19 protein-coding genes are annotated in these 25,801 nt (G+C 56.5%); 9 read left to right on the top strand and 10 right to left on the bottom strand.

Features of this window, described 5'->3' with window-relative positions:
- Positions 1 to 110 precede the first annotated feature (110 nt).
- Complete coding sequence (locus R5H23_RS09035; protein ID WP_317215192.1) at positions 111 to 1,427, top strand: lipopolysaccharide biosynthesis protein; 1,317 nt, start codon at positions 111 to 113, stop codon at positions 1,425 to 1,427.
- Between the two features lie 40 nt (positions 1,428 to 1,467).
- Here R5H23_RS09035 and R5H23_RS09030 read toward each other — a convergent pair whose 3' ends face one another.
- Entirely contained in the window at positions 1,468 to 3,579 is a 2,112-nt protein-coding gene (locus R5H23_RS09030; protein WP_317215190.1) for a S9 family peptidase, read from the bottom strand.
- Between the two features lie 232 nt (positions 3,580 to 3,811).
- Between R5H23_RS09030 and R5H23_RS09025 the strand changes: the two genes are divergently transcribed.
- Entirely contained in the window at positions 3,812 to 4,294 is a 483-nt protein-coding gene (locus R5H23_RS09025; RefSeq protein WP_086633450.1) for a DUF2501 domain-containing protein, read from the top strand.
- A 73-nt stretch (positions 4,295 to 4,367) separates the two neighbouring features.
- Here R5H23_RS09025 and R5H23_RS09020 read toward each other — a convergent pair whose 3' ends face one another.
- Positions 4,368 to 5,132 (bottom strand): SDR family oxidoreductase, encoded by a 765-nt coding sequence (locus tag R5H23_RS09020; protein WP_317215189.1) that lies wholly within the window; start codon positions 5,130 to 5,132, stop codon positions 4,368 to 4,370.
- Positions 5,133 to 5,237: 105 nt separating this feature from the next.
- On the opposite strand from R5H23_RS09020, the gene R5H23_RS09015 reads away from it, so the two are divergent.
- Positions 5,238 to 5,660 (top strand): helix-turn-helix domain-containing protein, encoded by a 423-nt coding sequence (locus tag R5H23_RS09015; protein ID WP_317215188.1) that lies wholly within the window; start codon positions 5,238 to 5,240, stop codon positions 5,658 to 5,660.
- A gap of 36 nt (positions 5,661 to 5,696) precedes the next feature.
- On the opposite strand, the gene mdoH is transcribed toward R5H23_RS09015, so the two are convergent.
- From mdoH to R5H23_RS08980, 7 genes are all read right to left on the bottom strand, one after another.
- Positions 5,697 to 7,871: a glucans biosynthesis glucosyltransferase MdoH gene (gene mdoH / locus R5H23_RS09010; protein WP_203547887.1), complete on the bottom strand. Its 2,175-nt coding sequence runs from the start codon at positions 7,869 to 7,871 to the stop codon at positions 5,697 to 5,699.
- Positions 7,847 to 9,394, bottom strand: coding sequence for a glucan biosynthesis protein (locus R5H23_RS09005; RefSeq protein ID WP_099211713.1), 1,548 nt, complete (start codon positions 9,392 to 9,394; stop codon positions 7,847 to 7,849). The genes mdoH and R5H23_RS09005 overlap by 25 nt, the downstream gene beginning before the upstream one ends.
- 168 nt (positions 9,395 to 9,562) lie before the next feature.
- A complete protein-coding gene (gene bioD / locus R5H23_RS09000; protein ID WP_317215187.1) occupies positions 9,563 to 10,213 on the bottom strand; it encodes a dethiobiotin synthase in 651 nt (216 codons plus the stop codon).
- Positions 10,210 to 10,980, bottom strand: coding sequence for a methyltransferase domain-containing protein (locus R5H23_RS08995; protein WP_317215186.1), 771 nt, complete (start codon positions 10,978 to 10,980; stop codon positions 10,210 to 10,212). The genes bioD and R5H23_RS08995 overlap by 4 nt, the downstream gene beginning before the upstream one ends.
- Positions 10,973 to 11,599, bottom strand: a complete 627-nt coding sequence (locus R5H23_RS08990) for an alpha/beta fold hydrolase (RefSeq protein WP_317215185.1) — start codon at positions 11,597 to 11,599, stop codon at positions 10,973 to 10,975. The genes R5H23_RS08995 and R5H23_RS08990 overlap by 8 nt, the downstream gene beginning before the upstream one ends.
- Positions 11,596 to 12,777: an 8-amino-7-oxononanoate synthase gene (bioF, locus tag R5H23_RS08985; protein WP_317215184.1), complete on the bottom strand. Its 1,182-nt coding sequence runs from the start codon at positions 12,775 to 12,777 to the stop codon at positions 11,596 to 11,598. Before bioF ends, R5H23_RS08990 begins: the two co-directional genes overlap by 4 nt.
- Positions 12,774 to 14,093 (bottom strand): adenosylmethionine--8-amino-7-oxononanoate transaminase, encoded by a 1,320-nt coding sequence (locus R5H23_RS08980; protein ID WP_408874343.1) that lies wholly within the window; start codon positions 14,091 to 14,093, stop codon positions 12,774 to 12,776. The genes bioF and R5H23_RS08980 overlap by 4 nt, the downstream gene beginning before the upstream one ends.
- A gap of 159 nt (positions 14,094 to 14,252) precedes the next feature.
- On the opposite strand from R5H23_RS08980, the gene R5H23_RS08975 reads away from it, so the two are divergent.
- A complete protein-coding gene (locus R5H23_RS08975; protein ID WP_317215183.1) occupies positions 14,253 to 14,456 on the top strand; it encodes a hypothetical protein in 204 nt (67 codons plus the stop codon).
- A 6-nt stretch (positions 14,457 to 14,462) separates the two neighbouring features.
- On the opposite strand, the gene R5H23_RS08970 is transcribed toward R5H23_RS08975, so the two are convergent.
- On the bottom strand, positions 14,463 to 15,917 hold the full coding sequence (locus R5H23_RS08970; protein ID WP_317215182.1) for a protein adenylyltransferase SelO family protein: 1,455 nt from the start codon (positions 15,915 to 15,917) through the stop codon (positions 14,463 to 14,465).
- 343 nt (positions 15,918 to 16,260) lie between these two features.
- Here R5H23_RS08970 and R5H23_RS08965 point away from each other — a divergent pair, with 343 nt between their 5' ends.
- The 5 genes from R5H23_RS08965 to R5H23_RS08945 form a co-directional block, all read left to right on the top strand.
- Positions 16,261 to 18,483, top strand: coding sequence for a peptidase domain-containing ABC transporter (locus R5H23_RS08965; RefSeq protein WP_408870819.1), 2,223 nt, complete (start codon positions 16,261 to 16,263; stop codon positions 18,481 to 18,483).
- A 3-nt stretch (positions 18,484 to 18,486) separates the two neighbouring features.
- Complete coding sequence (locus R5H23_RS08960) at positions 18,487 to 19,944, top strand: HlyD family type I secretion periplasmic adaptor subunit (protein WP_211508253.1); 1,458 nt, start codon at positions 18,487 to 18,489, stop codon at positions 19,942 to 19,944.
- Positions 19,945 to 20,007: 63 nt separating this feature from the next.
- The gene (locus tag R5H23_RS08955) at positions 20,008 to 21,780 is read left to right on the top strand and encodes a tetratricopeptide repeat protein (RefSeq protein WP_211495487.1); all 1,773 of its coding nucleotides are present in this window, start codon (positions 20,008 to 20,010) and stop codon (positions 21,778 to 21,780) included.
- Positions 21,781 to 21,786: 6 nt separating this feature from the next.
- Positions 21,787 to 24,741, top strand: coding sequence for a glycosyltransferase (locus R5H23_RS08950; protein ID WP_317215181.1), 2,955 nt, complete (start codon positions 21,787 to 21,789; stop codon positions 24,739 to 24,741).
- 172 nt (positions 24,742 to 24,913) lie between these two features.
- Positions 24,914 to 25,801, top strand: an 888-nt coding sequence (locus R5H23_RS08945; RefSeq protein ID WP_317215180.1) for a hypothetical protein, incomplete at its 3' end; no start/stop codon positions are given.

Genomic DNA, 25,801 nt, shown 5'->3' with positions numbered 1-25,801 from the left:
ATAGGGCCCTGTTCATAGCCCTCGGGTCTTCGCTGTCAAGAACGCGGCAAAACGCAGGGATGCATGTTCCGGCATGGACACTCCCGGGGCTTTGTGGTCAGAAAGCCCGCATGTCGTCCGCCGAGCGCTCTGTTTTCAGATCCATTTTCCGAAATGTCAGTGTTCTCACCCTTGGCCGTGTGGTCAATGCCCTGTGCAGCTTTGTCTATATCGCGTTCACCGTGCGCGCTTTGGGCCTCTCTGACTTCGGATTGCTGATCCTCATTCATTCTCTGGCTTCGACCGGATCCGTTCTGTCACGGATGCAGTCCTGGCAGACGCTGATTCGCTTTGGCAGTGACGCATTCAGCAAGAACGAAACGGACCTGCTGCGGAAGGTCGTTCATTTCTGTATCCGGCTGGATACGATGTCTGCGGCAGGGTCGATTATTTTCGGGCTGGTCGCCGTGCAGATTTATGGTGTGACGGCACACTGGTCCAGACATGTCCGGTTTCTGGCGGATTTGTACGTGATCGTGAGCCCACTGATGTATTCAGGCTGGGCCAACGGTATTCTACGAATGGCAGGGAAATTTCACCTTGTCCCGATCATTGATACCTGTGCCGCGATCGTAAAGACGGTGGGAGTTCTGGTGGGATATGCCCTGCATCTGAAGCTTGGATATTTCCTGGCGATGTGGGCGCTCGCGATCATCATTGATTACGGTTTCTACTTCTATTACGCGATGGATATCCTGCGAAAGAAGTTCCGGTTCCGCTATTTCCAAGCCTATCGCAGTTGGCGCTGGCAGATTCCTGGTATGTGGCAGTTTACGCGTGCGGCCAGCGTGAACCAGACACTCGGCAACATTTCCGGGCATGTTGCAACGCTTCTGGTCGGTAATGGCCTTGGCCCGGCGGAAGCTGCTGTTTTCCGCGTTTGTCGCCAGATTGCGGACGGGATTGTTACGCCTGCCCAGCTCATCTCGCCGGTGCTGTACCCGGAACTGGTCAAGATGCGGGATAAGCAGGACTGGAAAGGCCTCAAGCGCGTTACATGGAAAATGTTTGGCGTGCTGACCGCACTGTCCCTGCTGCTTCTGGTGCTGTCTGCGTTTTTTGGCTCAAAGATTTTCCGTCTGATGCTGCATGTTCATGTGCATCACACATCGCTTTACATTTCCATCATGCTGATGGCAGCCGTTTTCAGCCTGCTGGTTATTCCGCTGGAGCCACTGCTGATCGTCGTGGGGCATGTGAAGTTCCTGATGACCAGCCGCACGGCCATCATGGCGATCTATTTTCCTGCGCTCTATGTCCTGACCATGCATTTTGGTCTTGCCGGTGCCTGCCTGACGACGGCCGCCTGTAACGCGGCTATCTTACTGTCACGGTTTGCCGGGGTCTGGATATTTGGCGGACGGATCGGGAAGTCTAAACCCGAGTGATGTCTGGTCCACTGTAGGTGTGGGCCAGACTGTCATCCCTTTAGCGTAGAGGCGCGCGATCCATGGCCCAGATGGCGAAGGCCTGCACCAGCGCAACTTCTTCCAGTCGCTTGAAGCGCCCGGATGATCCACCATGGCCAGCATCCATGTTGATGCGGCACAGGAATGGGCCGCCTGAGGCCATTTCACGGAGCTTGGCAATCCATTTTGCAGGTTCCCAATAGGTCACTCGCGGATCTGAAAGGCCTCCCATGGCAAGAATGGGCGGGTAGGGGCGTGCCTGAATGTTGTCATACGGGGAATAGCTGGCAATGAGATCGTAAGCCTCTTCGTCTTCGAGTGGGTTTCCCCATTCCGGCCATTCGGGTGGGGTCAGCGGCAGGGAAACGTCAGACATGGTGTTGAGCATGTCCACGAACGGTACCTGCGCGGCGATCCCGGCAAAGAGGTCCGGCGCCATATTGGCGACAGCGCCCATCAGTAGGCCCCCCGCTGAGCCCCCATGAGCAACAATGCGTCCTGCTGAGCCATAGCCCTCTTTGGCCAGATACTCTGCGGAAGTAATGAAGTCCGTAAAGGTGTTGGGTTTGGTCTTGCCACGTCCTTGAAGGAACCAGTTCCAGCCTTTCTCGGACCCACCACGAATATGCGCGATGGCATAAACCCATCCGCGGTCAACGAGACTGAAGACTGTTGTGGAGAACCCTGCGTCCATCGCAATGCCGTAGGAGCCATATCCGTAGAGCAGGAGGGGGGCAGAGCCATCCAGCGGCTGGCCTTTTCGCATCAGAACGGTGACGGGAACCTGCTCGCCATCCGCCGCCGTCGCGAACAGACGCCGCGTCTCATACTGCGCCGGATCATGGCCAGACGGGACATCGCGAACCTTCTTCAGGGTTCGCTCGCCTGTTGCCAGGTTGTAGTCATACCAGTGCGCTGGCGTTGTCGGGGATTGATAGACGTAGCGCAGAACAGAGCCGTCATATTCCAGAATGCCCTGAAGGGTCAGATCATATGCGGGTTCGTCCATTCCGATCGTGGCGGCCTGCGCACGAACATCTCCTGTTACGCCTGCCTTTACGACGCGGATATAAACGTTTCCGTCTTTCCGCTCTGCCCATGCCAGATAATCACGCGACGCCGTAGCTGCCAGAAGGTAGTGCCCCTCCAGATACGGGACGAACGGGCGCCAGTTTTCCCGATCTGTGGCCGTATCGGGCGTTTGCATGAACTGGAAATCGACAGCGCCGCCCGCGTTGGTGAGAATGATGAAACGATCATTCCAGTGCGTGAAGGAATAGCGCTCTCCCCGGACCAAGGGGGCTGCAACAACAGGCATTGCTGTCGGCTCGGCAGCAGGAATCAGAAGCGTCTCATTCGTATCGTGATCCCCGCGTTCGATAACGATCCACTTGCGAGAGGCGCTGGTGCCGATGCTAAGGAAAAAGCCTGCATCGGTTTCATCGAAGACGAGTACGTCTGTTCCGCCGGTCAGAGGACGGCGGTAAATCCGCGAGGGGCGGCCATTGTCGTCCCGGAAGATCCAGAACAGCCACGCACTGTCAGGGGAAAGAGCAAAGCTTCCAGTCGTGCTTTCAACCGCCTCGGAGCAGAGTTCTCCGGTTTCCAGGTCCTTGACCTGAATGCGATAAACTTCAGAGCCCTGCACGTCTTCGGAATAGACGAAGTAGCGATGATCCGCGGAATGGGCCGTCCCGCCGAGCGCATAATAGTCAAACTGCTTGGCGCGGGCGTCCACATCCAGAAGGATCTGCTCTTCTCCGCCGTCGCGCGGACGCCGTGCCCGGAGAGGATGCTGAGCCCCATCTTCGAAGCGACTGTAATAGGCCCAAGGCCCATCAGGCACGGGAATGGACTCTTCGGCAGGGGGAATGCGACCGATCATTTCCTGCAGAAGCTCTTTGCGAAGCGGCTCCATGCCAGAGAGCACGGCTTCGGCGTAAGCATTTTCTGCCTTGAGGTGATCGGTGATGTCCTGGCGAAGGACAGATGGATCCCGCAGAACCTGCTGCCAGTTCTCGTCCTTCATCCAGGCGTAGGAGTCAGTTCTGGTCCGGCCAAGCTGCGTTGTTGACAGGGGCTCCTGCTTTGGAGCCGGCGGAACGGGGAGGGATTGCATCGCGTCTGACATATCCGAAACCTTGGCGCAGAAATGCCGGGGACTCAATCCAGCGTTAGTTGACTGCCTGAATGCGGGTCCTCATGGCGTTATAAAATCAGGAAAGATTATTCGAAAAGAAACCAAGTCGGCTCTCAAGTGTTTCTAGAAAACGGCCGTGAGATAGCCAACAGAGTATTGCTCTGGTGATTATATTTCTGAATAGCCGCTGTGTAATAATATCGAACATGGAAAGACTCCATCCATGAATACCAATAAGTATTTTGCCGCCGTAGCCGCACTTGGCCTCGCTGTTTCCGGAGCTGCCTTTGCACAGACAGCACCGCAGCCAGGACAGCCGATTGTTCCACCAGGAACCCAGGCCGTGATTACGCCAAATCATGTGCAGGCCGTCGGTAATCTCAACGGTATTGCAACTGCATCAACACCTGGCACTCTTGGCGAAAACGGCATGCCGTCCATCGACAATGCCCAGGCTGGCAACGTGGCAGGCCTGACGTCCTATTGCATCCATAAGAAGCTCTCGCTGGGTACAGGGCCGCGCTCGGCATCCCGCAAGCTTGCCAAGCGCTCCGATGTCCAGAATGACCAGTACTACTCACTGGGTGGCCGCGGTCTGCTCCAGACAAGCAGCAACACGCCGTTCGACATCTCTACGCTCCCGAAGGATAAGCAGGTTCTGGTCTGCCGCGATCTCTTCAAAAAGGCTCAGAGCCTCGGCAACTGATTCTTCTGAGTTTTCGTCCTGAGAAAAGCCCCGGAGCAACTGCCCCGGGGCTTTTTTTATGAGTATTGGCCTCTTAACCGTTGCGGGCTTGCGCGGCAAAAGCATTGAGCTTGGTCAGTGTTTCATCAAACTGACCATTGGCCTCTGCAAAGCGCAGAAAGCGCACGCGTTCGACAAGAATTTCCGGTGGCGTGGGCTGTCGCGTCAGCAACGCCATGACTTCATCCGTAAAGTCCGTCAGGGGCTGATAGCCGGGGCGCGTTTCCTGGCCAGGCGTGAGGCCTGTCTGCACTGCGGGTGGTGCAAGTTCGATAACCTCGACTTTCCCTTTCAGAACCTCTCGGAGGGCAATCGTGTAGGAATGGATCGCGGCTTTGGTGGCATTGTAGGTTGGTGTTGTCGTCAGCGGCACGAATGCCAACCCGGATGTCACATTGATCACGACGGTATCCGGCTGCTTAACCAGATGATCCGTCAGGCTGTTGATCAGGCGGATTGGCCCGAGGAGGTTGGTCGTAATCGTCGCTTCGGCGTCCGCCAGATTATGCGTCTGCGCCAAATCTTCAAATCGCATGATGCCGGCATTGTTGATCAGAACATTAAGTGACGGATATGCCCCCAGAAGCCGTTCTGTAAAATCGGCAATCCCCTCTGGGCTTTCAATATCCAGCACCAGTGCATGCATGTTCGCCCGACCGGCGATCGTCTCATCCAAAGCATTCTGGCGACGCCCGGCGACGATAACCGTGTTGCCAGCATCATGCAGTCGCTGTGCAAGAGCCTGGCCTATGCCTGAGCCACCACCGGTGATCAGGATTGTGTTTCCGCTCGGTTTCATTGGAGTTGCTCCATTGAGAATTGGAACACTCTATCTAGCGGGCTATCGTCAATTCGAAAGAAGGCACCTCAAAGATTTATACGCACCGAAAAGAGAGTGACCCCTATGACGGATAACCCCTACGAAGCCTCGCCTGAACGCCGTGCCAAGCGTTTGGCCGAAGCAACGCCACCTACGGAGTGCGATGCGCGCGTTGAGCGATTGGTGACGGAGCTCATTGGTCGTGTTGCTGACAAATGGACGATGATCATTCTGGAGGTTTTGGAAGAGCACAAGGAATTGCGCTTCACGCAGTTGGCACGAAAAGTCGAGGGTATCAGCCAGAAGATGCTGACCCAGACACTCCGGCAAATGGAACGGGACGGAATGGTGACCCGTACGATTCATCCGGTTATTCCGCCACGGGTGGACTATCGTCTTACAGCGCTGGGACTAAGTCTGGGCGCAGCGTTTTGTGGGGTGTGGATCTGGGCGGAGAAAAATCTGTCTGAAGTTGAAGCCGCCCGGAGTGCGTTTGACAGTAAATAATCTGTGGCTGGCATACTTTTCCAGCCACAGAGAGTGTTAGTCCGGCAGGTTCTCGACGAGTGCGACGCCTTCGGCTGCCCCGAGGACTGAGGCCTTTTCCTGTCGGGTCAGTTTGGAGAGGGCGGCCTTGATGGAGGGCGCCTCTTTCAGCTTGACCAGTCCAACCAGCAGGTTGGCATCAATCGCACTGCCAGCCTTACGGGTTGGCGGAAGTGCGCCAAGGTGAGCGTCTAAAAGTGTCCGATCCGTCCGCAGAAGGGCGAATGCCTCACTGGGCGGCTGATGAGGCGCGTGCAGGGCTTCTGTGCGCAGACGTTCGTTCTCTTCTGCAAGACGAAGAATAGGTGGCGGGGCTGTTTCTTCTTCGATCAGCAGAAATCCAGCCCGACGGAGTCCTAGTCCAACGTCGCGACTGGCTGTAACGGCCGCGAGTGGAATAGCCAGCACAAGCCCCAACAGAACCGGTGTCATCCACAGAAAGAGTGCATGTGAAACGGACCATGCGGCTGCGGCCAGCAAAAGGCCGAAGACTGTATAAACCCAGTATCCACGTGCAACTTCACGGAGTGAAACCCGCCCGTCTTCACGGTTCTGGGCATTCCAGCCAGAATCCCGGCCCAGCAGAATGGAGATGACTCCAGACGTCTGGATCAGCATGGCAATCGGCGCAATCAGGCCACCAATCAGGGTTTCCAGAATGATGGAAAGGAAAAGCCGGATAGCACCGCCGGAACCGCGTAAGGCAGAGCGATCAAACATCATGGCAATGAACGCCAGGAACTTTGGCGCCAGAAGGATGCCCATCGTGCCGATGAATACGAACTTTGCCTGCACGGGATCGACGCGTGGCCAGTGCGGATAAAGCGTCGGCTTCGTGCCGAAATATTCTGGATGATAGAAATGCGACTGAAGGGAAATCAGGATCCCGAACAGCAGGAACAACAGCCAAAGCGGAGACATGATGTAGGAACCAATGCCCGTCAGCATGTGTGTACGGCTGACCCAGTGCAGGCCTTTGGTTCCAATGATCTTGGCGTGCTGGAGATTGCCCTGACACCAGCGCCGGTCACGGATGGCCACATCCGTCAGGGACGGGGGGCTTTCCTCATAAGACCCGAACAGCCCAGGCACCATGTGAATGGCCCAGCCGCCGCGTCGCATGAGTGCTGCTTCGACAAAGTCATGGCTGAGAATATGGCCGCCGAAGGGTGGTCGGCCTTTCAGATGGGGCAGGCCCGCCTGTTCGGCGAAAGCCCGTGTCCGGATAACGGCGTTATGGCCCCAGTAATTCCCTTCCGAGCCATGCCACCAAGCGATGCCATGGGCAATGAGTGGGCCATATACGCGGCCTGCAAACTGCTGCATGCGGGCAAATAATGTCCGGCCGCCCACAATAACCGGAAGGGTCTGGATCAGCCCGACGCCCTCATGGTTTTCCATGGCGGAAACGACACGCACGATCAGGCTGCCGTCCATCACGCTATCAGCATCAAGGGTGAGCATCTGCTGGTACGAGTCACCAAAGCGTGTCACCCAGTCGCCCAGATTGCCTGCTTTGCGATCTGTATTCTGATGGCGGCGGCGATAGAAAATGCGCCGATCGTCCCCAGTCGCCCGACGGAGGGCAAGGAAGGCACGCTCTTCCTGTAACCACACGTCCGGATTGGTCGTATCAGACAAAATGAAGAAGTCGAACGCATCAATCTGACCGGTGGCAAGAATGCTGTCATAGATGGCCTTCAGGCCGCCCAGAACGCGTTCCGGATCTTCATTATAAGTCGGCATCAGCACGGCAGTCCGCGCTTTTAGCACTGGAAGAGCACCATCCCGATGAATGCCGAGCCCAAGGCCTCCGCGTGTGATCAGGGAGACGAACCCACCAAGACTTGAGGTGAAGGAAAGCGCGATCCAGAAACCGAGAATGGCGAACAGGATCAGCACAATCACGCCAAGCGTAGACACGCCCAGCGAGTTGAAAACCTGATTGATCCTGTAGATGCCAAACCCGGTCAGCGCGAGCGCTGAGCCAAACACGAAAAGCCGTCGCAGCCAGAGTGTCTTCGGCGTCGTGTCCAGAACCCTGAACGGGCGACCATGCCGGTCAGGCTGCTGATGGAGGTTTTGAGGCTCCATCCTGAGTGGAGCCTCATGAGGCAGGAACGGTGCTTCGGACGGAGACATATTGGTTACGGCGTCCAACGGTACATCCATTTTTCTGAGATCGGACCCTGATCGCTCGCAAGCTGCGCCTGGAGTTCAGAGGCTTTGGCATCGCCCGGAACGAATTCAAAGGTTGTTCTCCAGCCTTTGATGTTCGGGTTGGGCTCAACAACCACATTCCGGATGGTGCCGGGTGAAGCCTGTGAAATCAGGTGGAAATGTGCGTCCTGCGGAATGTTCTGGAATGGCGCGCCCGTAAAGTCGATTACGAACATGCGTGCGTCAGCATGGTCAGTGACTGCACCGATACGGGTTCCAGCGACACGTGCCAGCGGTGTGGGCCACGGCGTATCCCAACCCCAGTACATTCGGTAGGTAAAGTTGTATTCCTGACCGGCCTTAAGAGCGTCTTTCGGACGCCAGAACGTCACGATGTTGTCGTTGACCTCATTGGGCGTCGGAATTTCGACGAGATCAACCGCTCCATCTCCCCAGTTGCCAATGGGCTCGATCCACAGGGACGGGCGCTTCTCGTAGTTGAGAGCAAGATCTTCGTAGTCATGGAAAGAGCGCTTGCGCTGCATCAGGCCAAAGCCGTGCGGGCTGCTATCCTGGAAGGCCGAAAACTGGAGGTCCGTGGGGTTGACCAGTGGACGATAGAGCTGCTGCCCAGATCCGGTCCACACCTGAAGCGCCTCGCTGTCATGGGCGGCCGGGCGCCAGTCATCGACGTGGTTATGTTCGTTGGCATCGAAATAGAACATGCCCGTGAGAGCCGCGATGCCGGACTCGGTAATATCCTGCCGGGGGAAGAGCGATGACTGTACATCAAAGACGGTCGTGTCGCCGGGGCGGATCGTGAAGCTGAAAGCTCCCGTGACGGACGGACTGTCCAAAAGCGCATGAATGACAACGGACTGAACGCCAGGTTCCGGCTTTTCCAGCCAAAATTCGCGGAATAACGCGAACTCCTCGCCTTTTGTGTTGCCAGTGCCGTTGGCGAAGCCGCGGGCGGACAAGCCGTAGTTTTGACCCTTGGCCACCGCACGGAAATAGGACGCGCCGAGAAAAACGGCGCACTCTTCCATTTCGCCGGGTGTGTTGATGGCATAGCGCAGGCGAAGACCGGCAAAGCCCAGATCATCGGTAACGCGCAGCATCGGGTTGGCGTAGCTGAACAGGTCAGGGTCATAGGCAATCGGTGTCGATTGGCCACCGATGACTTCATTCATCGCGATCCGGGGCTTGTAGAGAAAGCCGCGCGGGAAAAATTCGACCTCAAACGCCAGGCTCTGCCCATGCCAGAGGGCACGGTCCGGGTTGAACGTAATGCCCCGGAACTGATCAAAATCCAGATTGGAAATGGCAGAGGGCAGACTTTGCGGAGGTGGAGCGTAAGGAGATCTGGCCAGTTTCTGCGCAATGGCGCGGACAGTTCCATTGTCGAACGGAACAGTCTTTGGGGCCTGCTTGGCAGCAGGCGGCGCGGACTGGGCATAAGCGAAGCGGCCAGACGTTCCCATCAGGGACAGGCCTGCCCCAAGCTTTACCAGATCACGACGCAGGATACTCATACTTTTCCCAACAGTCCCAGTTGTATGCCTCCCCCTGAAATCAGAGGGCGGTCTTTGATCAAGCGATACGCCGGATGCACTTCGTTGCGAAGAGACGTTCTATGATTACGCAGCTATTTCACAAGGGTCGGATGTGTTCTTTTCATGGCACATCCCAAAAAGAACACATCATTGTGAATTCTGTTGCTGCAAGACACAAAGCGGCGGTACACGGCCAGAAATTTCAGAAACGACGGTTTCATTTATGCTCTCTAGACGTGGAACGCTGAAAAGGATCCGAACGTTCCCGAAATGAGCAATGTCGCGTGCATTTCCTGGATTTTCAGGCCCGCTGAGGACGACCCCCAGAACAGGAATACCTCTGCGACGAAGCGCTTCGAGACTCAGGAGCGTATGGTTGATGGTTCCCAGCCCGCTTCGCGCAACAAGAACGACGGGAAGATCCAGTCGCTGCATGAGATCAATCATCATCATGTCGCTTCGGACGGGCACCATCAGGCCGCCCGCACCCTCAACGACAAGGGGCGCTTTGACGGCGGGAAGAACAAGACGTCCGGGATTGATTGTAACGTTTTCAAGCGCGGCCGCTGCGTAGGGTGCGAGAGGGGCCTGAAGCGCATATGCCGGAGGAATAATCCGATCGGGCGGAAGGACAGCCAGAGTTTTGACGGTAGAGGTATCGCCTGCTTCGTCAGAAAGGCCCGTTTGAAGCGGCTTCCAGTACGTCGCAGTCCAGGCTTTCGTCAGGATGGCACTGACGAGCGTCTTGCCGATTTCGGTGTCCGTACCGGTGACGAACACACCGCGAAAGCTGTTCATGGCATATCCTTCCTGAAAATTCCGATCCCCAAGGCGTAGGTGACGCTGGTGTGCTCTTTGTCAAAACAGGACATGGCGCGCCTGAGTGCGTGTATTCCCGCAGGAGTGGTCCCTTTGCCAGGAAGAGACGCACCGATCTGCTGCAATCTGCGTAGGAATATTCGGGCGTTTGGTGCCGGATCTTGCATGTTTGCCGTATGCCATTTGCCGTGCCCTCCAGAGGGCCATTCCTGCTGAAGCATGGGGGCGCCGGGATAGGATGGAACGCCGCAAGGGGTGTCTGTCTTCTGGCAAGCTGAGCGCCACTCTTTCAGGCTCCCTTCAAGGAGCGTTGCAATCATCAGAGTGCCACCCGGCGCCAGCAAGCGGCAAAGACGTTCGAGCCCCTTGCTGCGGTTTTCAAACCATTGGAAGCACAGGCTCGATGCGATCAGGTCAAATGGCCCCGTCGCATCCGGGCGCTCTCCATCCATGACCTTGAAGGCGATGTTCTTCTGCCCGTGAAGGCGCGATCTGGCGCGTGCGAGCATAGTCGGCGCAAGATCGGTGGCGAGAATGGTGCTGTTAGGAAAGCTTCTGGAGAGATGCTCTGTGAGAAAACCCGTGCCACACCCGAATTCGAGAATATGGGCAGGCTGAGTCTCGGTCAGCTCAGCGACAATCCGCTCGGCCAGAAAAGCCGCGCAGCGGCGTTGGATATCTGCCGCAGCGTCATAGTCCTCCGCCTCATTAAACCGGGTGACGATTTGGCGTTTGCGCTCATCCATGCTGTTCGACCTGACGCAGCACAAAATCAGCACAGAGTTCCGGCTGTTCGAGAGGCAGAAGATGGCCGCCTTCAACCCTTTTACCCGGAACACTGAAACCTGCCTGGGCAGGAAGAAATGGATCTGACAGTCCTGTCATCCAGTGAAGCCGGTTTTCCCAGCGGGTCACTGCATTTCGTTCATCGTTCTGAATCAGATGTTCCAGACCCTGATCCAAAACGGCCGTCACGGGATCTGACGGAATAGGTTTGTCCGTTCCGCATCTCTGGCGGAAATCGTTCAGGACCGTTTTAGGGGAGCGTTGCAACTGGCGCTTCATTCTTTCCAGAACGCGAAGGGGCACGCCTTCCGGAAAATCGTTGCTCTCAGAAAACCGCCCGAACCCATTGAACATGATGAGCCCCAGGCATCCGGGAAGATCCTGTCCCAACAGGTCCAGTGTGCCTGCGGAATGGCCGATCGCCAGATAAGGTTGCTCCGGTTTAGGGGCTGCGTAATGGCATCCGAAATATCCCTTATCCACGACGGACGCTTTGAGGCTGGGAAGGTGCTGAAGCATCGGGTCCCAGAAAGACGCGTCAAATCCCCAGCCATGAACGAGATAAAGGGAGACGGTCATGGCGTGTGCTCACATGCCAGCCGGACAACGGCATCGCCTAACTGGGTAATCTGTGAATCTGTCAGTCCAGCATGCAGGGCCAGACGCAATCGTGCCGTTCCCTGAGGCACGGTTGGGGGGCGAATGGCTACGGTGAGAAAACCTTCGTTTTCCAATGCTCTGGCAACATCAAGCGCTCGCTGGGATTCACCGATCAGGACCGGCACAATCTGCGTGGACGACTCTGCTGTCGAAAGACCAGCCGCGTTCAAAACCGTTCGAAGGTGTCCTGCATGACCCAGCAGTGTCTGCCGTTCACGGTCCATCGTCGGAATAATGTCCAGTGCGGCATCAATGGCCCCCAGGACGGCGGGCGGAAGGGCCGTACTATAGATAAAGCCTGAAGCGTGATTGAGCAGATAGTCACAGAGAGGCCTGGAGCCCGCGATATAAGCCCCCATTCCTCCAAGGGCCTTGCTGCATGTGCCCATTGTCAGATCAGCCAAACCGCTGGAAAGCCCATGCCCATGGGCTCCAAGAACGCCCGTGGCATGGGCCTCATCAACATACAGGAACGCATCGTAGTGATCGGCCAGAGCGCGCAGGGCGGGAATGTCTGCGCGGTCCCCATCCATGGAAAACACGCTCTCTGTTACGATCATCCGCAAGCCAGGCTTGGTGGCTTCCCGTTTGAGCAGTGTCTCCAGATGCGCAAGATCATTGTGGCGAAAACGATGCTGTCGGACGCCCGCTGCTGCGCATCCGTGATGGAGGCTGGCATGGTTCAGCCGGTCGGAAAAAACCAGCATCGGATGACCGGTCCGAGCGGTCGAGAGGGCACACAGGGCAGGGACCACCGAGGCATTGGCTTGCCAGCCGGATGCAAAAAGCAGCGCGGCCTCGTATCCTTTGAATCGCGCCATCTTCTGCTCGACAGCCTGATGGATTTCCAGCGTTCCACTTACAAGGCGAGATGCCCGTGCCCCCGTTCCAAAACGCAAAGCCCAGGCAGAGGCACGTTCTTTGAGTAGTGGGTGGTCGGCAAGGCCCAGATAATCATTTGAGGACACATCAATCATGCGACGGCTGTCTCGCAGGATGGTCTGTCCGTCCCGTGTAACCGGACGCAGTGTTCGCCGTGTTCCCGCAGTCTCGCGGTCGTGAAGAGCGGATGTGAAATGGGCGTCAAACAGGCTCATGCGTTGTTCCGGAGAACAGTGACAATGCTGGCTGTCAGAAGAGACAGATCTTCCTCGCTAATCGTGAATGCTGGCGTCAGATACACAATGTTCCGGAAGGGGCGGATCCATGTCCCCTGGTTCACGAACGCGCGGCGCAGGACGTCAGGGTCTGCAATGTTTTCCAGTTCCACCACGCCAATTGCACCCAACACGCGAATATCTTTTACGCCGGGAAGTCCGCGGCATGATTCCAGCTCCCGTTGGAGTTGAGCTGAGATACGAGCAACCTGTTCCAGTCTGGGTTCCTGTTCGAACAGATCCAGTGACGCATTCGCCACGGCGCAGGCCAGTGGGTTGGCCATGAATGTTGGCCCGTGCATGAGAGCCTTGCCAGCTTCCGTGGAGAGAAACGCTTCGAAAACGCCTCGTCTCGCCACGGTTGCAGCCAGGGCCATCGTCCCGCCGGTCAGGGCCTTGGAGAGAGCGATGATATCGGGGACGATCTCAGCCTGCTCGCAGGCGAACATCGTTCCGGTTCGGCCAAAACCGGTAAAAATTTCATCCAGAATGAGCAGAATGCCGTATCGGTCACAAATGCTGCGAAGGCGCTGCAGAACGTCCGGGCTGTGGAACAGCATTCCGCCTGCCCCCTGAACCAGCGGCTCCGTGACGATAGCGGCTACTGTATGCCCTTCAGCGTCCAGCAGGGCTTCAAGTCTGGCCGTGCTGTCATCATCAACGGGAAGGTCAGCGAGGATCTGGCGAGGGAGAACGCCCGAGAAAAGGCTGTGCATGCCCTCTTCCGGGTCGCAGATGGACATCATGCCCAGTGTGTCCCCGTGATAGCCGCCCCGGAAAGACAGCATCTTTGTCCGGCCATGCTTGCCACGGTTGATGTGATACTGAACTGCCATCTTGACGGCGACTTCCATCGCCACCGACCCGGAATCTGTAAAAAACGTGCGTTCAAGATCGCCGGGCAGAAGTTCAGCCAGACGTGCTGCCAGACGCCGGGCCGGCTCGTGAACCATTCCTCCGAACATCACATGAGGCATGTCGCTGGCCTGCCGAATCAGTGCCTGCTGAATGTGGGGGTGGCTATAGCCATGGCAGGCAGTCCACCAGGCAGCGACTCCATCCACGAGTTCGCGCCCGTCTGACAGCGTAATCCGGCTTCCGGACGTGCGGATGGCCTCCACAGGAAAAGGAGCCGTCTGCATCTGGGTATAGGGCAGCCAGAGATGGGGAAGGTCGGCAGCGGACCGGTTCGCCCCGGCGGATGATGATTTGCAGGACATGCCAGCGTTTTCCCGCATGGCTGGAGGCAAGTCCATCCCCCCGGTCATGATGCTGTCACAGGTTATCATAAAAAGGTCACGCTCTAACGGGAAACGATCTGGCATGAACCCCGTTATTGCAGCGCCCTGGCTGGTGTCAGTGGCGTGGAAAGATAGGTTCTTCCTGGGGCGGAAGGGCAACTGAGGTCAAGACTGATGCTGAATTCCAAGGTTATTCATGTGAACGGCGTGTTTCTGGGCACGGCCATCATGAATCGTGGGATGGATACTCTCCGGTTCTACGCAACGCATGAAAGTGTGCGCACACTCCACAACACCTGCATGCCGGATCTTCTGGCTCTGTACTGTCAGGTCAGACGCCTGTTCAACAACAGTCGCCTGACATTTCAGCCAGCCTGAACATTTTCAGGTCCCACAGAACGTATTGCGGACATGCTCGTTCGAGGCTGGTGGCAGATCGAGCCCGTCATCGGCGTCCTCGAACGGGCGAGCGAGGGCTGCGGCGAGCTGGTAGAAGAGGGTATAATCCCCAGTTAGTGCAGCTTTGATGGCTGCTTCAATCCGGTGATTGCGGGGAATAATTCGGGGATTGCTTGCCTGCATGAGCGCAAAACGCTCATCAGCCGTTTGATCTTCCGTATCCAGTCTTTCTTTCCAGCTTTGTAGCCACGAAGTGGCAGCTTCCCTGTCTTTGAACTGAGTCAGAAAACCTGTGGCGTCGTCTGTGCGGGCCACGGTGTTCAGGTGCCGGAACGTGAGCGTAAAGTCCGCCTCGTCACGATGCATCATGGTTAAAAGACGGGAGATAAGGGTCGTATCCGTCCGACCTTCCGAGAACAGGCCGAGCTTTCGACGCCATCCGGAAAGATAAGCCTCCCCGAAAATGCTATCGAAACGGCTCAGCGTGTCTGTCGCAAGGTTGACCGCCTGATCAGTATCCGCATCAATGCCTGGCAAAAGTGCTTCTGCCAGGCGACCTAAATTCCAGAGCGCCATATCCGGCTGCTGTCCGTAGGCATACCGGCCATTCTGATCAATGAAGCTGAAGACTTTTCCGGGATCGTAGTTATCAAGGAAGGCGCAGGGGCCAAAGTCGATCGTTTCTCCCGCAATGGACATGTTGTCGGTGTTCATGACGCCATGAATAAATCCGACCAGCATCCACTGAGCAATCAGCCGAGCCTGGCGGTCAACGACGGCATTTAAAAGCGCCAAGGCCCGGTTTGGGCTGTCTGCTAGCTCAGGATAGAGTCGTTCGATGACATGATCTACGAGGAGCGTCAGGCCCTCCCGATCCTGGCGTGCAGCGAAGAACTGGAATGTCCCGACCCTGACGTGCGTAGAGGCGACCCGTGCAATTACACCCCCGGGCATAAGCGTCTCTCGAACGACGTTGTCACCTGTCGTGAGGGCTGCAAGCGCACGTGTTGTGGGAATGCCGAGTGCGGCCATGGCTTCGCTGACCAGGTATTCCCGTAAAACAGGCCCCAAAGCCGCATGGCCGTCTCCCCGACGGGAAAATGGCGTAGGGCCTGATCCCTTGAGGTGCAGATCCCACACTTTGTCCTGTCTGTCCGTCAGTTCTCCGACCAGCATTGCGCGGCCGTCCCCGAGCGAAGGAACAAAATGCCCGAATTGATGCCCGGCATAGGCCATAGCAACGGGTGGCGCTCCGTCAGGGCGCTGACCCTGACTCAGGAAGGCAAGGCCATCTTTTTGGCAAAGCCAGTGAGTATCGAGCCCGAGACGTGTGGCGAGCGGTTCGTTCAGGGCAACCAGTTGCGGATTACGAAAGGGACGAGGGGCCAATGCGCTCGAAAAGCGCTCGGGCAGGGAGGCATAATGCCGGGAGATCTGCATGCAACATCCTTGTGTGCCCGTGTGACAGAGCTTCGAGAGATAGGTTTCCTGATTGGGAAAGAAAAGAAATCAAGAAATTTTCCGGTCACTCATTGTTCGGAAAACATGGGCATCCGGATGCAGACATGTGAGGTCACAACAGTTCAACCAACAGTTATTGGCTTTATCTTTATGTAAACCTAAGCAGATTCGAGCCGGGAGTGACTGTATTTTGTAAAGATTTTTCCATTCGCGAAGACAGGGGGAGGTGACGGAAAAGACAGTATTCTCTATTCATGAAATATGAACGGGCATTTCTGCCTTTGATGCCGCCTGTGCGGGACCACAGCATAGAGGACGTTTCGTGGATCAAACCCAGCGCGTGTCTGGCCCCGGAAGGGACGTAAGCCCGGCAGTCATCCGACTATATGCCGCTTTGGCTGCAGCCCGGTTTCATGGGCTTGAACTCGATATCCGAGATTTTGCTGCGGAGCCTGGGGAGAACACACCGTCTCCCGCATCTCTTGCGCGCTGGCTGAACGAACAGGGCGCGGTTGCCAAGGGAATGCGTCTGAAATGGCGCTACCTTTTGCGCCTGCAGAACTCTCCTCCTGTTGTTCTGATGTTCAAGGACGGCTCGGCCGGCCTCATGGTGGCGACAAATCCTGAAAAAGGTGTTGTCTGGCTCCGTGATCCGATGGGAGGGGATGGCGATACGCCAATCCCGGTAGATGAGCTCCGTCTGTCGCAGGTTTGGACAGGCGATGTGCTTCTCGTAAAGCGCCGTCGTGATGAATCCGAGGCTGATGCACGGTTTGATCTGCTCTGGTTTGCCAAGATGGCAATGCGAGAGAAGAAGATCCTTCGGGACATCGCCTTCGCATCCATGATCCTGAGTATTCTTCAGATCTTCCCGGCTCTGATTGTCATGCAGGTGTTGGATCGCGTCGTAAATTACCATTCCATGGCGACGCTGGTCTCGTTGTCATCTTTTGTGTTGATTCTAACGTTCTACGAAATTCTTCTGACGTATGCGCGGCGGGAACTGTCTCTTGTTCTTTCGTCCCGGCTGGACGCAAGAATTTCGCTGCACGCTTACAATCGTCTGCTTGCCCTGCCGCTTGAATTCTATGAACGCGAGCAGACGGGTGAAATCCTGGGGCGCTTCGTTGCGGTTTTCAAAGTTCGTGACTTTCTCACCGGCCAGTTGATGTCCACAATGCTGGACCTTTTCACACTGGTTGTGATTCTTCCGGTTCTTTTCCTGCTGAGTTCGACACTAGCCTGGCTGACGCTCGCTTCTGCAGGTTGTATCGGCTTGATCGTGGTTCTTTTCCTCCCCGCTGTGACGCGTGTTATGGGGCGGCAGATCCGCGCTGAGATGAGTCGTGGATCGACCCTCTATGAAACGGTCGCTGGTATTCGAACCGTCAAGACCCTTGCGCTGGAATCGACCCGTCGCGAAGAGTGGGATCAGAAAACTGCTGAGGTGGTTCGCTGGAAGCTGGCAGCGGGACGTATGTCCAACTGGCCGCAGACGCTTGTCATGCCGTTTGATGCGTTCATCAACCGTGGTGTGATCCTTGTTGGTGCGTATCTTGTGCTAACCAATGCAAGCAACATGCAGGCCGGTTCGCTGGCAGGCTTCATGATGCTGGGTGGACGTGTCGCAGCCCCTCTGGTGGGGCTGGCGAAGTTGATGGAAGCCATCAATGAAGTAACGGTCTCGTTGGTTGAGGCGGGCGCAGTGCTTAATCAGCCGACCGAAACCAAGGCTCTGACGACAGGAATGCGGCCCCGGATCAAGGGTGCCCTCTCCTTCATGGACGTCAACTTCTCCTATCCGGGGTCGACTACGAAGGCTCTGGATAATGTAGCTTTTGAAGTTCCTGCCGGCACCATGCTGGGGCTGGTGGGACGTTCAGGTTCGGGCAAATCGACCGTTACCCGTCTCTTGCAGGGTGTCAGCCGCAATTATACCGGGTATCTGCGGCTGGATGGCGTGGACCTGCGTGAGATCAATCTGACCCATCTGCGGCGTTCTTTCGGTGTGGTTTTGCAGGATAACTTCCTGTTTCGTGGAACAGTGCGTGATAACATCACAGCAGGTCGCCCAGGCCTGACGATCGACGATGTCGTTCGTGCTGCTCGTCTCGCAGGAGCCGAGGAATTTATCGAAAGAATGCCGGCCGGGTATGATACCTGGATTGAAGAAGGCTCCACCAATATCTCTGGTGGTCAGCGACAGAGACTGGCCATTGCCCGTGCTGTCATTTGTGATCCGAAACTGATGATTTTGGACGAAGCGACGTCGGCGCTCGATCCGGAATCCGAAGCGCTGGTGAATGCCAATCTTCAGCGGATTGGTAAGGGGCGCACGATGGTGATCGTCTCCCATCGCCTTTCTTCCCTTGTGAACTGCCATCAGATCGCTGTGATGGACAGAGGCAAGCTCATGGATATCGCACCGCATCATGTTCTTCTGGAACGCTGCGAAATCTATCGCACGCTCTGGATGCAGCAGAACCGTCATATGAATGCTTCGGCGTCTCCAGATGATGCAGACCAACTGGCCGAAGGAGAATAAGACATGAGCTCCTCCGACATGATCCCGAACAACGACCAGGCTCCTGAAGAGAATGGGAGTGAAAACTACACCAGCCATGTTCCGCGGACGGCAACAGATCCGTTTGCTCCACAGGGCATGCCTATTGCGCTGCTGGAGTTTCATTCTCCGACGGCTGGTCTGGTCAATCTGCCCGCCACGGCCTCTGCACGTTACACAATTTGGCTGATTGGAGGCCTGTTCCTCGCGTGTCTGGCAGGAATGGCTTTGTTTCCGCTCAATCGAATTGTCAGCACGACCGGACGTCTGGTTTCTACCCAGCCGACCATTGTTGTTCAGCCGCTGGAAACGTCGATTGTTCATTCGATTGATGTTCAGGTCGGCGATTTTGTGAAGAAAGGCCAGGTGCTCGCACATCTGGACCCGACCATCACGAAAGCTGACATGACCAATATGGCCGAGCAGCGAGATTCATATCAGGCTGAACTGGATCGTCTGAAAGCAGAAGCTGACGATCAGGATTACCATGTTGATACGTCAAACCCTGCATCTGTTCGGCAGGGTGCAGCTTTCCTGCGTCGTCGCAATGAATATCGCGCCCATATCCAGAATTACGATCAACAGATCGCTGGCTTGCAAAGCGATATGCAGGGATACCGTGCCAACGCAGCCATGTATGCCAGCAAGATGCGGGTCGCCGATGAAGTTCTGAAAATGCGGCAGCATGAGCAGGCGGATCAGGTTGGATCACGCCTTTCCACGCTTGCCGCGCAGAACGACATGATGGAAGCAGAGCGGGCCGAAATTTCTGCTCAGCAGAACGCCAATTCTGCCGAAAACAAGCTTGCGGCCATGCGGGCGGAACGCGACAGCTACATCGAGAACTGGAAGGCGCAGGTCTACACGACCCTGACCGAGACCCAGCATCATCTTGATGAATACAACAGCTCCTACGAGAAAGCCCGTCTGCGGCAGGACCTGATTCTGCTGAAGGCACCGGAAGATGGCGTTGTCCTTACGATTGCGAAGGCATCCATTGGTTCTGTGCTTCAGTCGGCTGGTCAGTTCATGACGCTTGTTCCCACGGGGTATGGCGTTGAGATGGAATCAGTGGTTCGGGCCTCTGACGCGGCCTTCATCAAAATCGGTGATCATGCTCTCGTAAAGTTTGCTGCATTTCCTTTCACCCAATACGGCGGAGCTGAGGCAACTGTGCGGGTTATCAGCGCAGACTCCTTCGATAAGTCCAGCGCTGGAGCGGGAGGTGATGCCAGTGCGGTTTCCGGTGGCGCCAGTGATGAGGTCTATTACCGGGTCCGTCTCCGGATTGATCGTTACACGCTCCACGGGCAGCCAGATTTCTTCCATCCGGCACCTGGTGTTCCGACGACAGCTGATATTGACGTTGGAAAGCGGACCATTCTCCAATACCTCTTCAGTCGTCTGACTCCGACCCTGACAGAGGGTATGAGAGAGCCATAAGGCTGAGAAAACGCCCGGCCAGTCCGGGCGTTTTACATTTTTGCCGTACCCGAGTTGAGCAACATGACATTCAAGCGCCGCATTACGTCTCTCCTCTCTTCCAAAGGAAAGCTGGAGCAGGCGATCCATTTGATGGAGACGGGGGAAACCGTTCGTGGTTTCGCTCTGTTGAGCCGCATGGCGGCTCAAGGCGACATGGAGGCGTCTTTTCGCGTCGGGCGGGCCTATCTGGACGGAGCTGGTGTTCCCCCCAGCCTGGAAGAAGGTGCTCGCTGGATTCTGGGCGCTGCAGAAGCCGGTCATGTCGAAGCGACTTTTGTGCTGGCCACGCTTTATACCGTTGGTCTTCCCGAAGGCTTCGAAATTCGGGCGCAAACGGCAGGACTGGATCTTTCTGCCCGTCCTGTCTCTGGCGAAAGGCATCCTGATTTTCATCAGGGCCGTCACTGGGCACAGGTCGCCGCAGATGCGGGGTCGGCCGATGCTCAAGCTTTGCTGGGCTATATTCTTACAAATGGTCCGGAAGATCTGCGTGATCTTCCTCGTGCTCGTGCTTTGTACGAACAGTCTGCTGCAGCCGGATGCTCTCAGGGCCATCTGGGGCTGGCACTGGCTATTTTACATTCAGCAGAGACGGAGGATGCTCGGAAAATTGCAGCATCCCATTTGAAAGAGGCAACCAAGGGCGGTTTAGGCACTGCCTTCGACATTCTTGGTCGCATGAGTGAGGCCGGTGCAGGTGTTCCACAGGATATGGGGGCTGCGGCCCGCTATTACCGTCAGGCCGCTGAGCGTAATATCGTCGGCGCACAGGCACGTTACGGCCTGTTTCTGCTGGAAGGCGTTGGTGTTGAACTGCATTATGGGCGTGCTGAAACCTGGTTGCGCCGTGCTGCCCTGAACGGAGATGCAGAGTCTGCTGCGCTCTTGGGGGACCTTTATGCCAAGGGTGGGGAGCTGCCACCTAATCTTATGGAGGCGGCGAGCTGGTATCGGCTGGCTGCAGAGCAGAAACACGGTGGGGCAGCTCGCGCCCTTGGATTGCTTTACCTGACTGGGAATGGCGTCCATCGAGACCCGGATGTAGCGACGCACTGGTTTCGTGTGGCCTCAGAATCCGGAGACCACCATGCCGATGCAGATTTCGGCAATCTGATTTTGACGGGCGCGTCAGCGACAGATGATCAGAAGCAGGCCCTGAAGGAACGTTTTGAGCGTGCTGCAGAAAAGGGTGATCTTGTTGGTGCCTTTAATCTGGGCGTATGCTTTGCGGAAGGGGTCGGCAGCACGCAGGATGCAGCGGAAGCAGCCCGCTGGATGCAGAAAGCCACAGACGGCGTTGTGAATGCGCAGTTCTGGTACGGGCGGATGTTGTTGGAAGGGCGCGGCGTTCAGCCTGACCCGACACAGGCAATGCATTGGATGGAAAAGGCCGCCGATGCGGGTATGGCTGAAGCTCAGGTCGCCGTTGCGCAGCTTCTGGTCACGGGGCAAATCAATGGTCGGCGTGACCATGCGCGGGCTCTGAGTCTTTATCAGGCAGCAGCAGACAGCGGAAATACAGACGCAATGTTCTCATTGGCTGCAATGTATGGCGGCGGTCATGACGTTGAAGAGAACCGGTCAGACGCACAGAAATGGTTTCGAAAGGCGGCCCAGCGGGGAAATGGCCTGGCGCAGCTGATGTTGGGCCGATATCTGGTGCGTGGCATTGCGGGTGTGACGGATCTCGTTGAGGGACGGAGCTGGCTGGAACGCGCCAAGGCGCAAGGCATTCAGGACGCTGAAGCCGAACTTATTAATCTCGATGATGCCCGCGCCGACGAGGACGATTGATTTTACGTGTCTTCTGACAAAGAGCGCCCAGATCTGACCGGTACGACCTCCCGCGCGGCTTTTGGTGGGTACGGTCACGAAGTTACAGATCAGGAAAGGGCCCAGTGGCGGGACGTCATGAACGCCCGGGCGCAGACGGCTTTCAGGCGTGGTCAGGAGGCAATGCAGACCGGGCGTTTGCAGGATGGCCTCTTCTGGCTTGAACGGGCCGAGCGCATGGCCCGCCAGAGCCCAAATGTGACATGGGCTCTGGCGCTGGCTTATTTGCAGGTAGGCCGGGTCGCTGAATGTCTCATTCGTATGGAGCAGTTGTATCACGTCTTTGGACTGCGTGAGGCCGCCTTCCTGTCAGTCGTGTGTCTGGTCAGACAAAACCGGACAGAAGAAGCGGCGTCCCGTATGGGGCAAACCCTGTCACGTTTCCACATCCTGCCAGAGCTTCGGGACCTTGCGACGCAGCTCTCAATACAGAGTGGACTGGCGGGCTGGTGCACGGCTTCAAATGGCGGTTGGGTCGACGTTCACGCATCTGGAATCTGCCGTGTTCTGCTGGATGGCGTGGCCGTTGGACGCGGGATCAGTGGACGCCACACTTTACCTGACGGGTGGCAGAAGGGTGGCCGTCTGGAGGTTCGGTCAGGGCGAAAGCATGTTCTGGGAAGTCCGGTCGACATTCAGGCATTAACGCGCTGTGAGTCTCTTGTGCAGGCAACAGCCAACGGTCTGGACGGTTGGATATGGTATCCGGCCGAGCCTGATCATGTGCCGTCCCTTCGACTTTGGGACGGAGACGTCTTGCAGGTTCCGGCCTTGGCGACGAACGTGGATAGTGACGTTCCCCTCTCAAGGCCTCGTGTCTTTGCCATTCCAAGGAATGTGCTGCCAGCTGGGGATAACGGCCTTCTGATGGTCGAGGATGAACATGGGAGGCCGTTGTCCGGTGCACCAGTTGATCCGATGATTGGACAGCTTCTGGAAGGAGATAATGATCTTCCAGCGCGCCTGTCTCCTATTCCGGTTGTGCCGTGGAACCATCGTCCGGCTTATGACCGGGTGAGTCCCGGATGCGCGATTGTCATTCCGGTCTACCGTGACAAAGCGGGGACGCTCTCCTGTCTGCAAAGTGTATTGAAAACCGTCCCTGCGAATGTTGATGTCATTGTGGTGGACGATGCCACACCAGAACCTGCGTTAGCCGCGGCGTTGGATGATCTTGCTTTAAAAGGACAGATTACTCTCCTTCGCCACGCCTGCAATCTTGGTTTCCCCACCTCCGCAAATGATGGAATGCGTGCGGGATCTGGCCGGGATATTATTCTCCTGAACAGCGATACCATTGTGTTTCCGGGATGGGTCGAGCGTTTGCGAGCTCGTTTGACCACGACGGATGTTGGCACACTGACACCCTTTTCAAACGATGCCAGTATCCTGTCCTATCCGGCAGTTGACCAGACAAACAACGTTCCTGCCAGAGCTGAGGCCAGAGAACTGGATCGTTTGTGCGCGCGTCAGTTTTCCGCGGATGCCGCCCAGATAGATCTTCCGACGGGCAATGGCTTTTGCATGGCCATTACGGCGGACTGTCTGGCTGAAACAGGCTTCTTTCGCGAAGATCTGTTTGGCCAGGGATACGGGGAGGAAAACGACTTTTGCCTGCGAGCGTCTGCTCTGGGTTTTCGTCATTTGCCTGCACCTGATGTGTATGTCGCCCATGTGGGGTCAGTGTCTTTCGGAAGCAGCCGCAAGGCGCTGATGGCGCGAAATCTTGATATTTTGAATGCCCTGCATCCCGGATATGACGCGGTAGTTGCTGCTTTTTTGAAGTCTGACCCGCTTTTGGAACTCCGCAGAACGCTGGATGTAGATCGTCTGGCGCAACGCCGAGGTAACCGGCCGTCAATTTTACTTATTCAACATGATGCTGGCGGTGGCGTAGGGCGTGCCGTTCATCACAGGGCAGTCGACTTTGAGCGGCAGGGCCTCTTGCCTCTCGGGTTGCGGCCGACGGAGCAGGGCTGCCTGCTAGAGTGTTTGTCGGACGAGACGGAGATTTTCCCCAATCTGAAATTCAAGCTGCCGGAAGAGCTTCCATTTCTTGTGGATGTCCTGTCTCAGCTTGGTGTGCAGAAAGTGGAGTGGCACCATCTTGTCGGTCATGCGCCCTGCATTCGAACGCTGCATCACGCGCTGAACGTTCCGTATGATATCTTCATTCATGATCATATCTGGTTCTGTCCCCGTATTTCGCTTCTCAATGGGGAGGGTCGATATTGCGGGGAACCAGATGTCGCTGGATGTGAAGCCTGTGTCGCACGCTGGGGAAGCTATCTTGGGGAAAATATCACCGTCCCCGAGTTGATTGAGCGATCTGACCGGGAGTTTCGTGGCGCAGGGCAATTACTGGTGCCGTCACGGGACACTGCACAGCGCCTGTCACGCCATTTTCCTGACATGGATTTCCGTGTCACGCCCCTGGAAGACGATGTCGCTCTGCTGGCCAATTTGCCTGAAAAGACAATGATTGTGCCGGGCCGCCCATTGCGAATCTGTATTGTCGGTGGGTTGAGTCAATGGAAAGGCTATGACGTTGTTCTGGCAATGGCCCATCATGTTGCAAGAATGCCCGTCCAGATCGAGTTGATACTTGTAGGACATACGCCAGATGATGAAGCTTTAATTGCAGCTGGCGTCCGAGTTACAGGAGAATACCGGGAGGACGAGGCTGTTAGCCTTGTTCAGAAGCAATATGCCGATATAGGCCTTATTCCCTCTATTGCGCCTGAAACCTGGTGCTATGCACTGGGGTTATTATGGAAAAGCGCCTTGCCTGTGGTGTGCTTCGATATCGGTGCGCAGTCAGAGCGTGTGAAACGTAGTGGTCGCGGGGGCGTCATGCCCTTGGGTATGCCTGTTGAGTTAATGCTGGCTTTTATTTTGCGTTGCTGGCGCGAGGGAAGTTGAGATGAACGGGTTTACGCTTCGACTGGAAAGAGTAAAATATAAAACAGGAACAGAGCAGATCATCCTTCCTGAAGACAGCTCATAGACTGGTCCTCCAGTTATGGAGTGTCTGGTGTAGCGCGGACCTGAAGATTTTTTTCCTCCCGATAGACGGGAACAAGTGGAGTAGGGAATGTCAAAGACGGCTGAAGCACCGACGCAGAATCGGGTCATTGACCTCAAGGCTGGTGCTCACATGATGGTGCTGGATGCAGGTATCTTCTGCATCTTCCATGCCGCCGGGCAACCTGCACCGGGTCCTGCCGGTCTGCCTGGCGTCCGTATCTCCCGCGCACCCGGGACGCCCGCTGGCATCGTAACAGTCAGCACCTTTGAGGAAGATGGCTGGATCGGTGCATCCAATGGTGCTGCTCTGGTCCGCGTGACGCGTGGCCCTGCTGCTGTTCTGGTGACGACGTATCAGGAGCCGAATAGCCAAGCCGAAGCTCCCAAAATTCAGGTCGCTCAGCTCGCCGGTCCTACGTCGACAGCTCCTGCCGCTGTTGCTGTGGCCGAATCTGCAGCGGCTCCTGCACCGGCAGCAGCGGGCGTGGCAGAGATTTCTGCCCATGTTCAGCGTCAAGGCGACGTCGCTGCTCCGATCGGGGAATGGATGGGCACGCCGGGCAGTCAGGCGTGGATCGAAGGTTTTGCCATCGCTCCGAAAACCAGTATTCCGACGTCCGACATCGAGTATCAGGCTGTTCTGGGTAAGGGATGGCTCTCCCCTTGGTCCGAAGGCGGTCAGTACTGTGGTTCCCGTGGAATGGCACTACCAATTCTCGGACTGCGCGTGCGGTTGAAGGGTGAGTCAGCGCAGACGCATCATGTACGCCTGTCTTCCACGTTCACGGATGGCACACGTCTGGGCCCTGTAGACGGGACGGATGCACTTGAAGCAGACAGCCTTGCTCCGCTTGAGGCGTTCTTGCTTGAAATTATTCCGAATGATGCCGCCGAAGAGGCCCCAGTGAAGGCGCCGGCAAAGGCCGCTGCGAGCAAGGCCACAAAGACAACCAAG

This window comes from Gluconobacter sp. GP1, assembly GCF_032913585.1.
GTDB classification, from domain to species: domain Bacteria; phylum Pseudomonadota; class Alphaproteobacteria; order Acetobacterales; family Acetobacteraceae; genus Gluconobacter; species Gluconobacter cerinus.
Note: the sequence above shows the minus strand (reverse complement) of the source record. Positions and strands in the feature narration are given on the sequence as shown.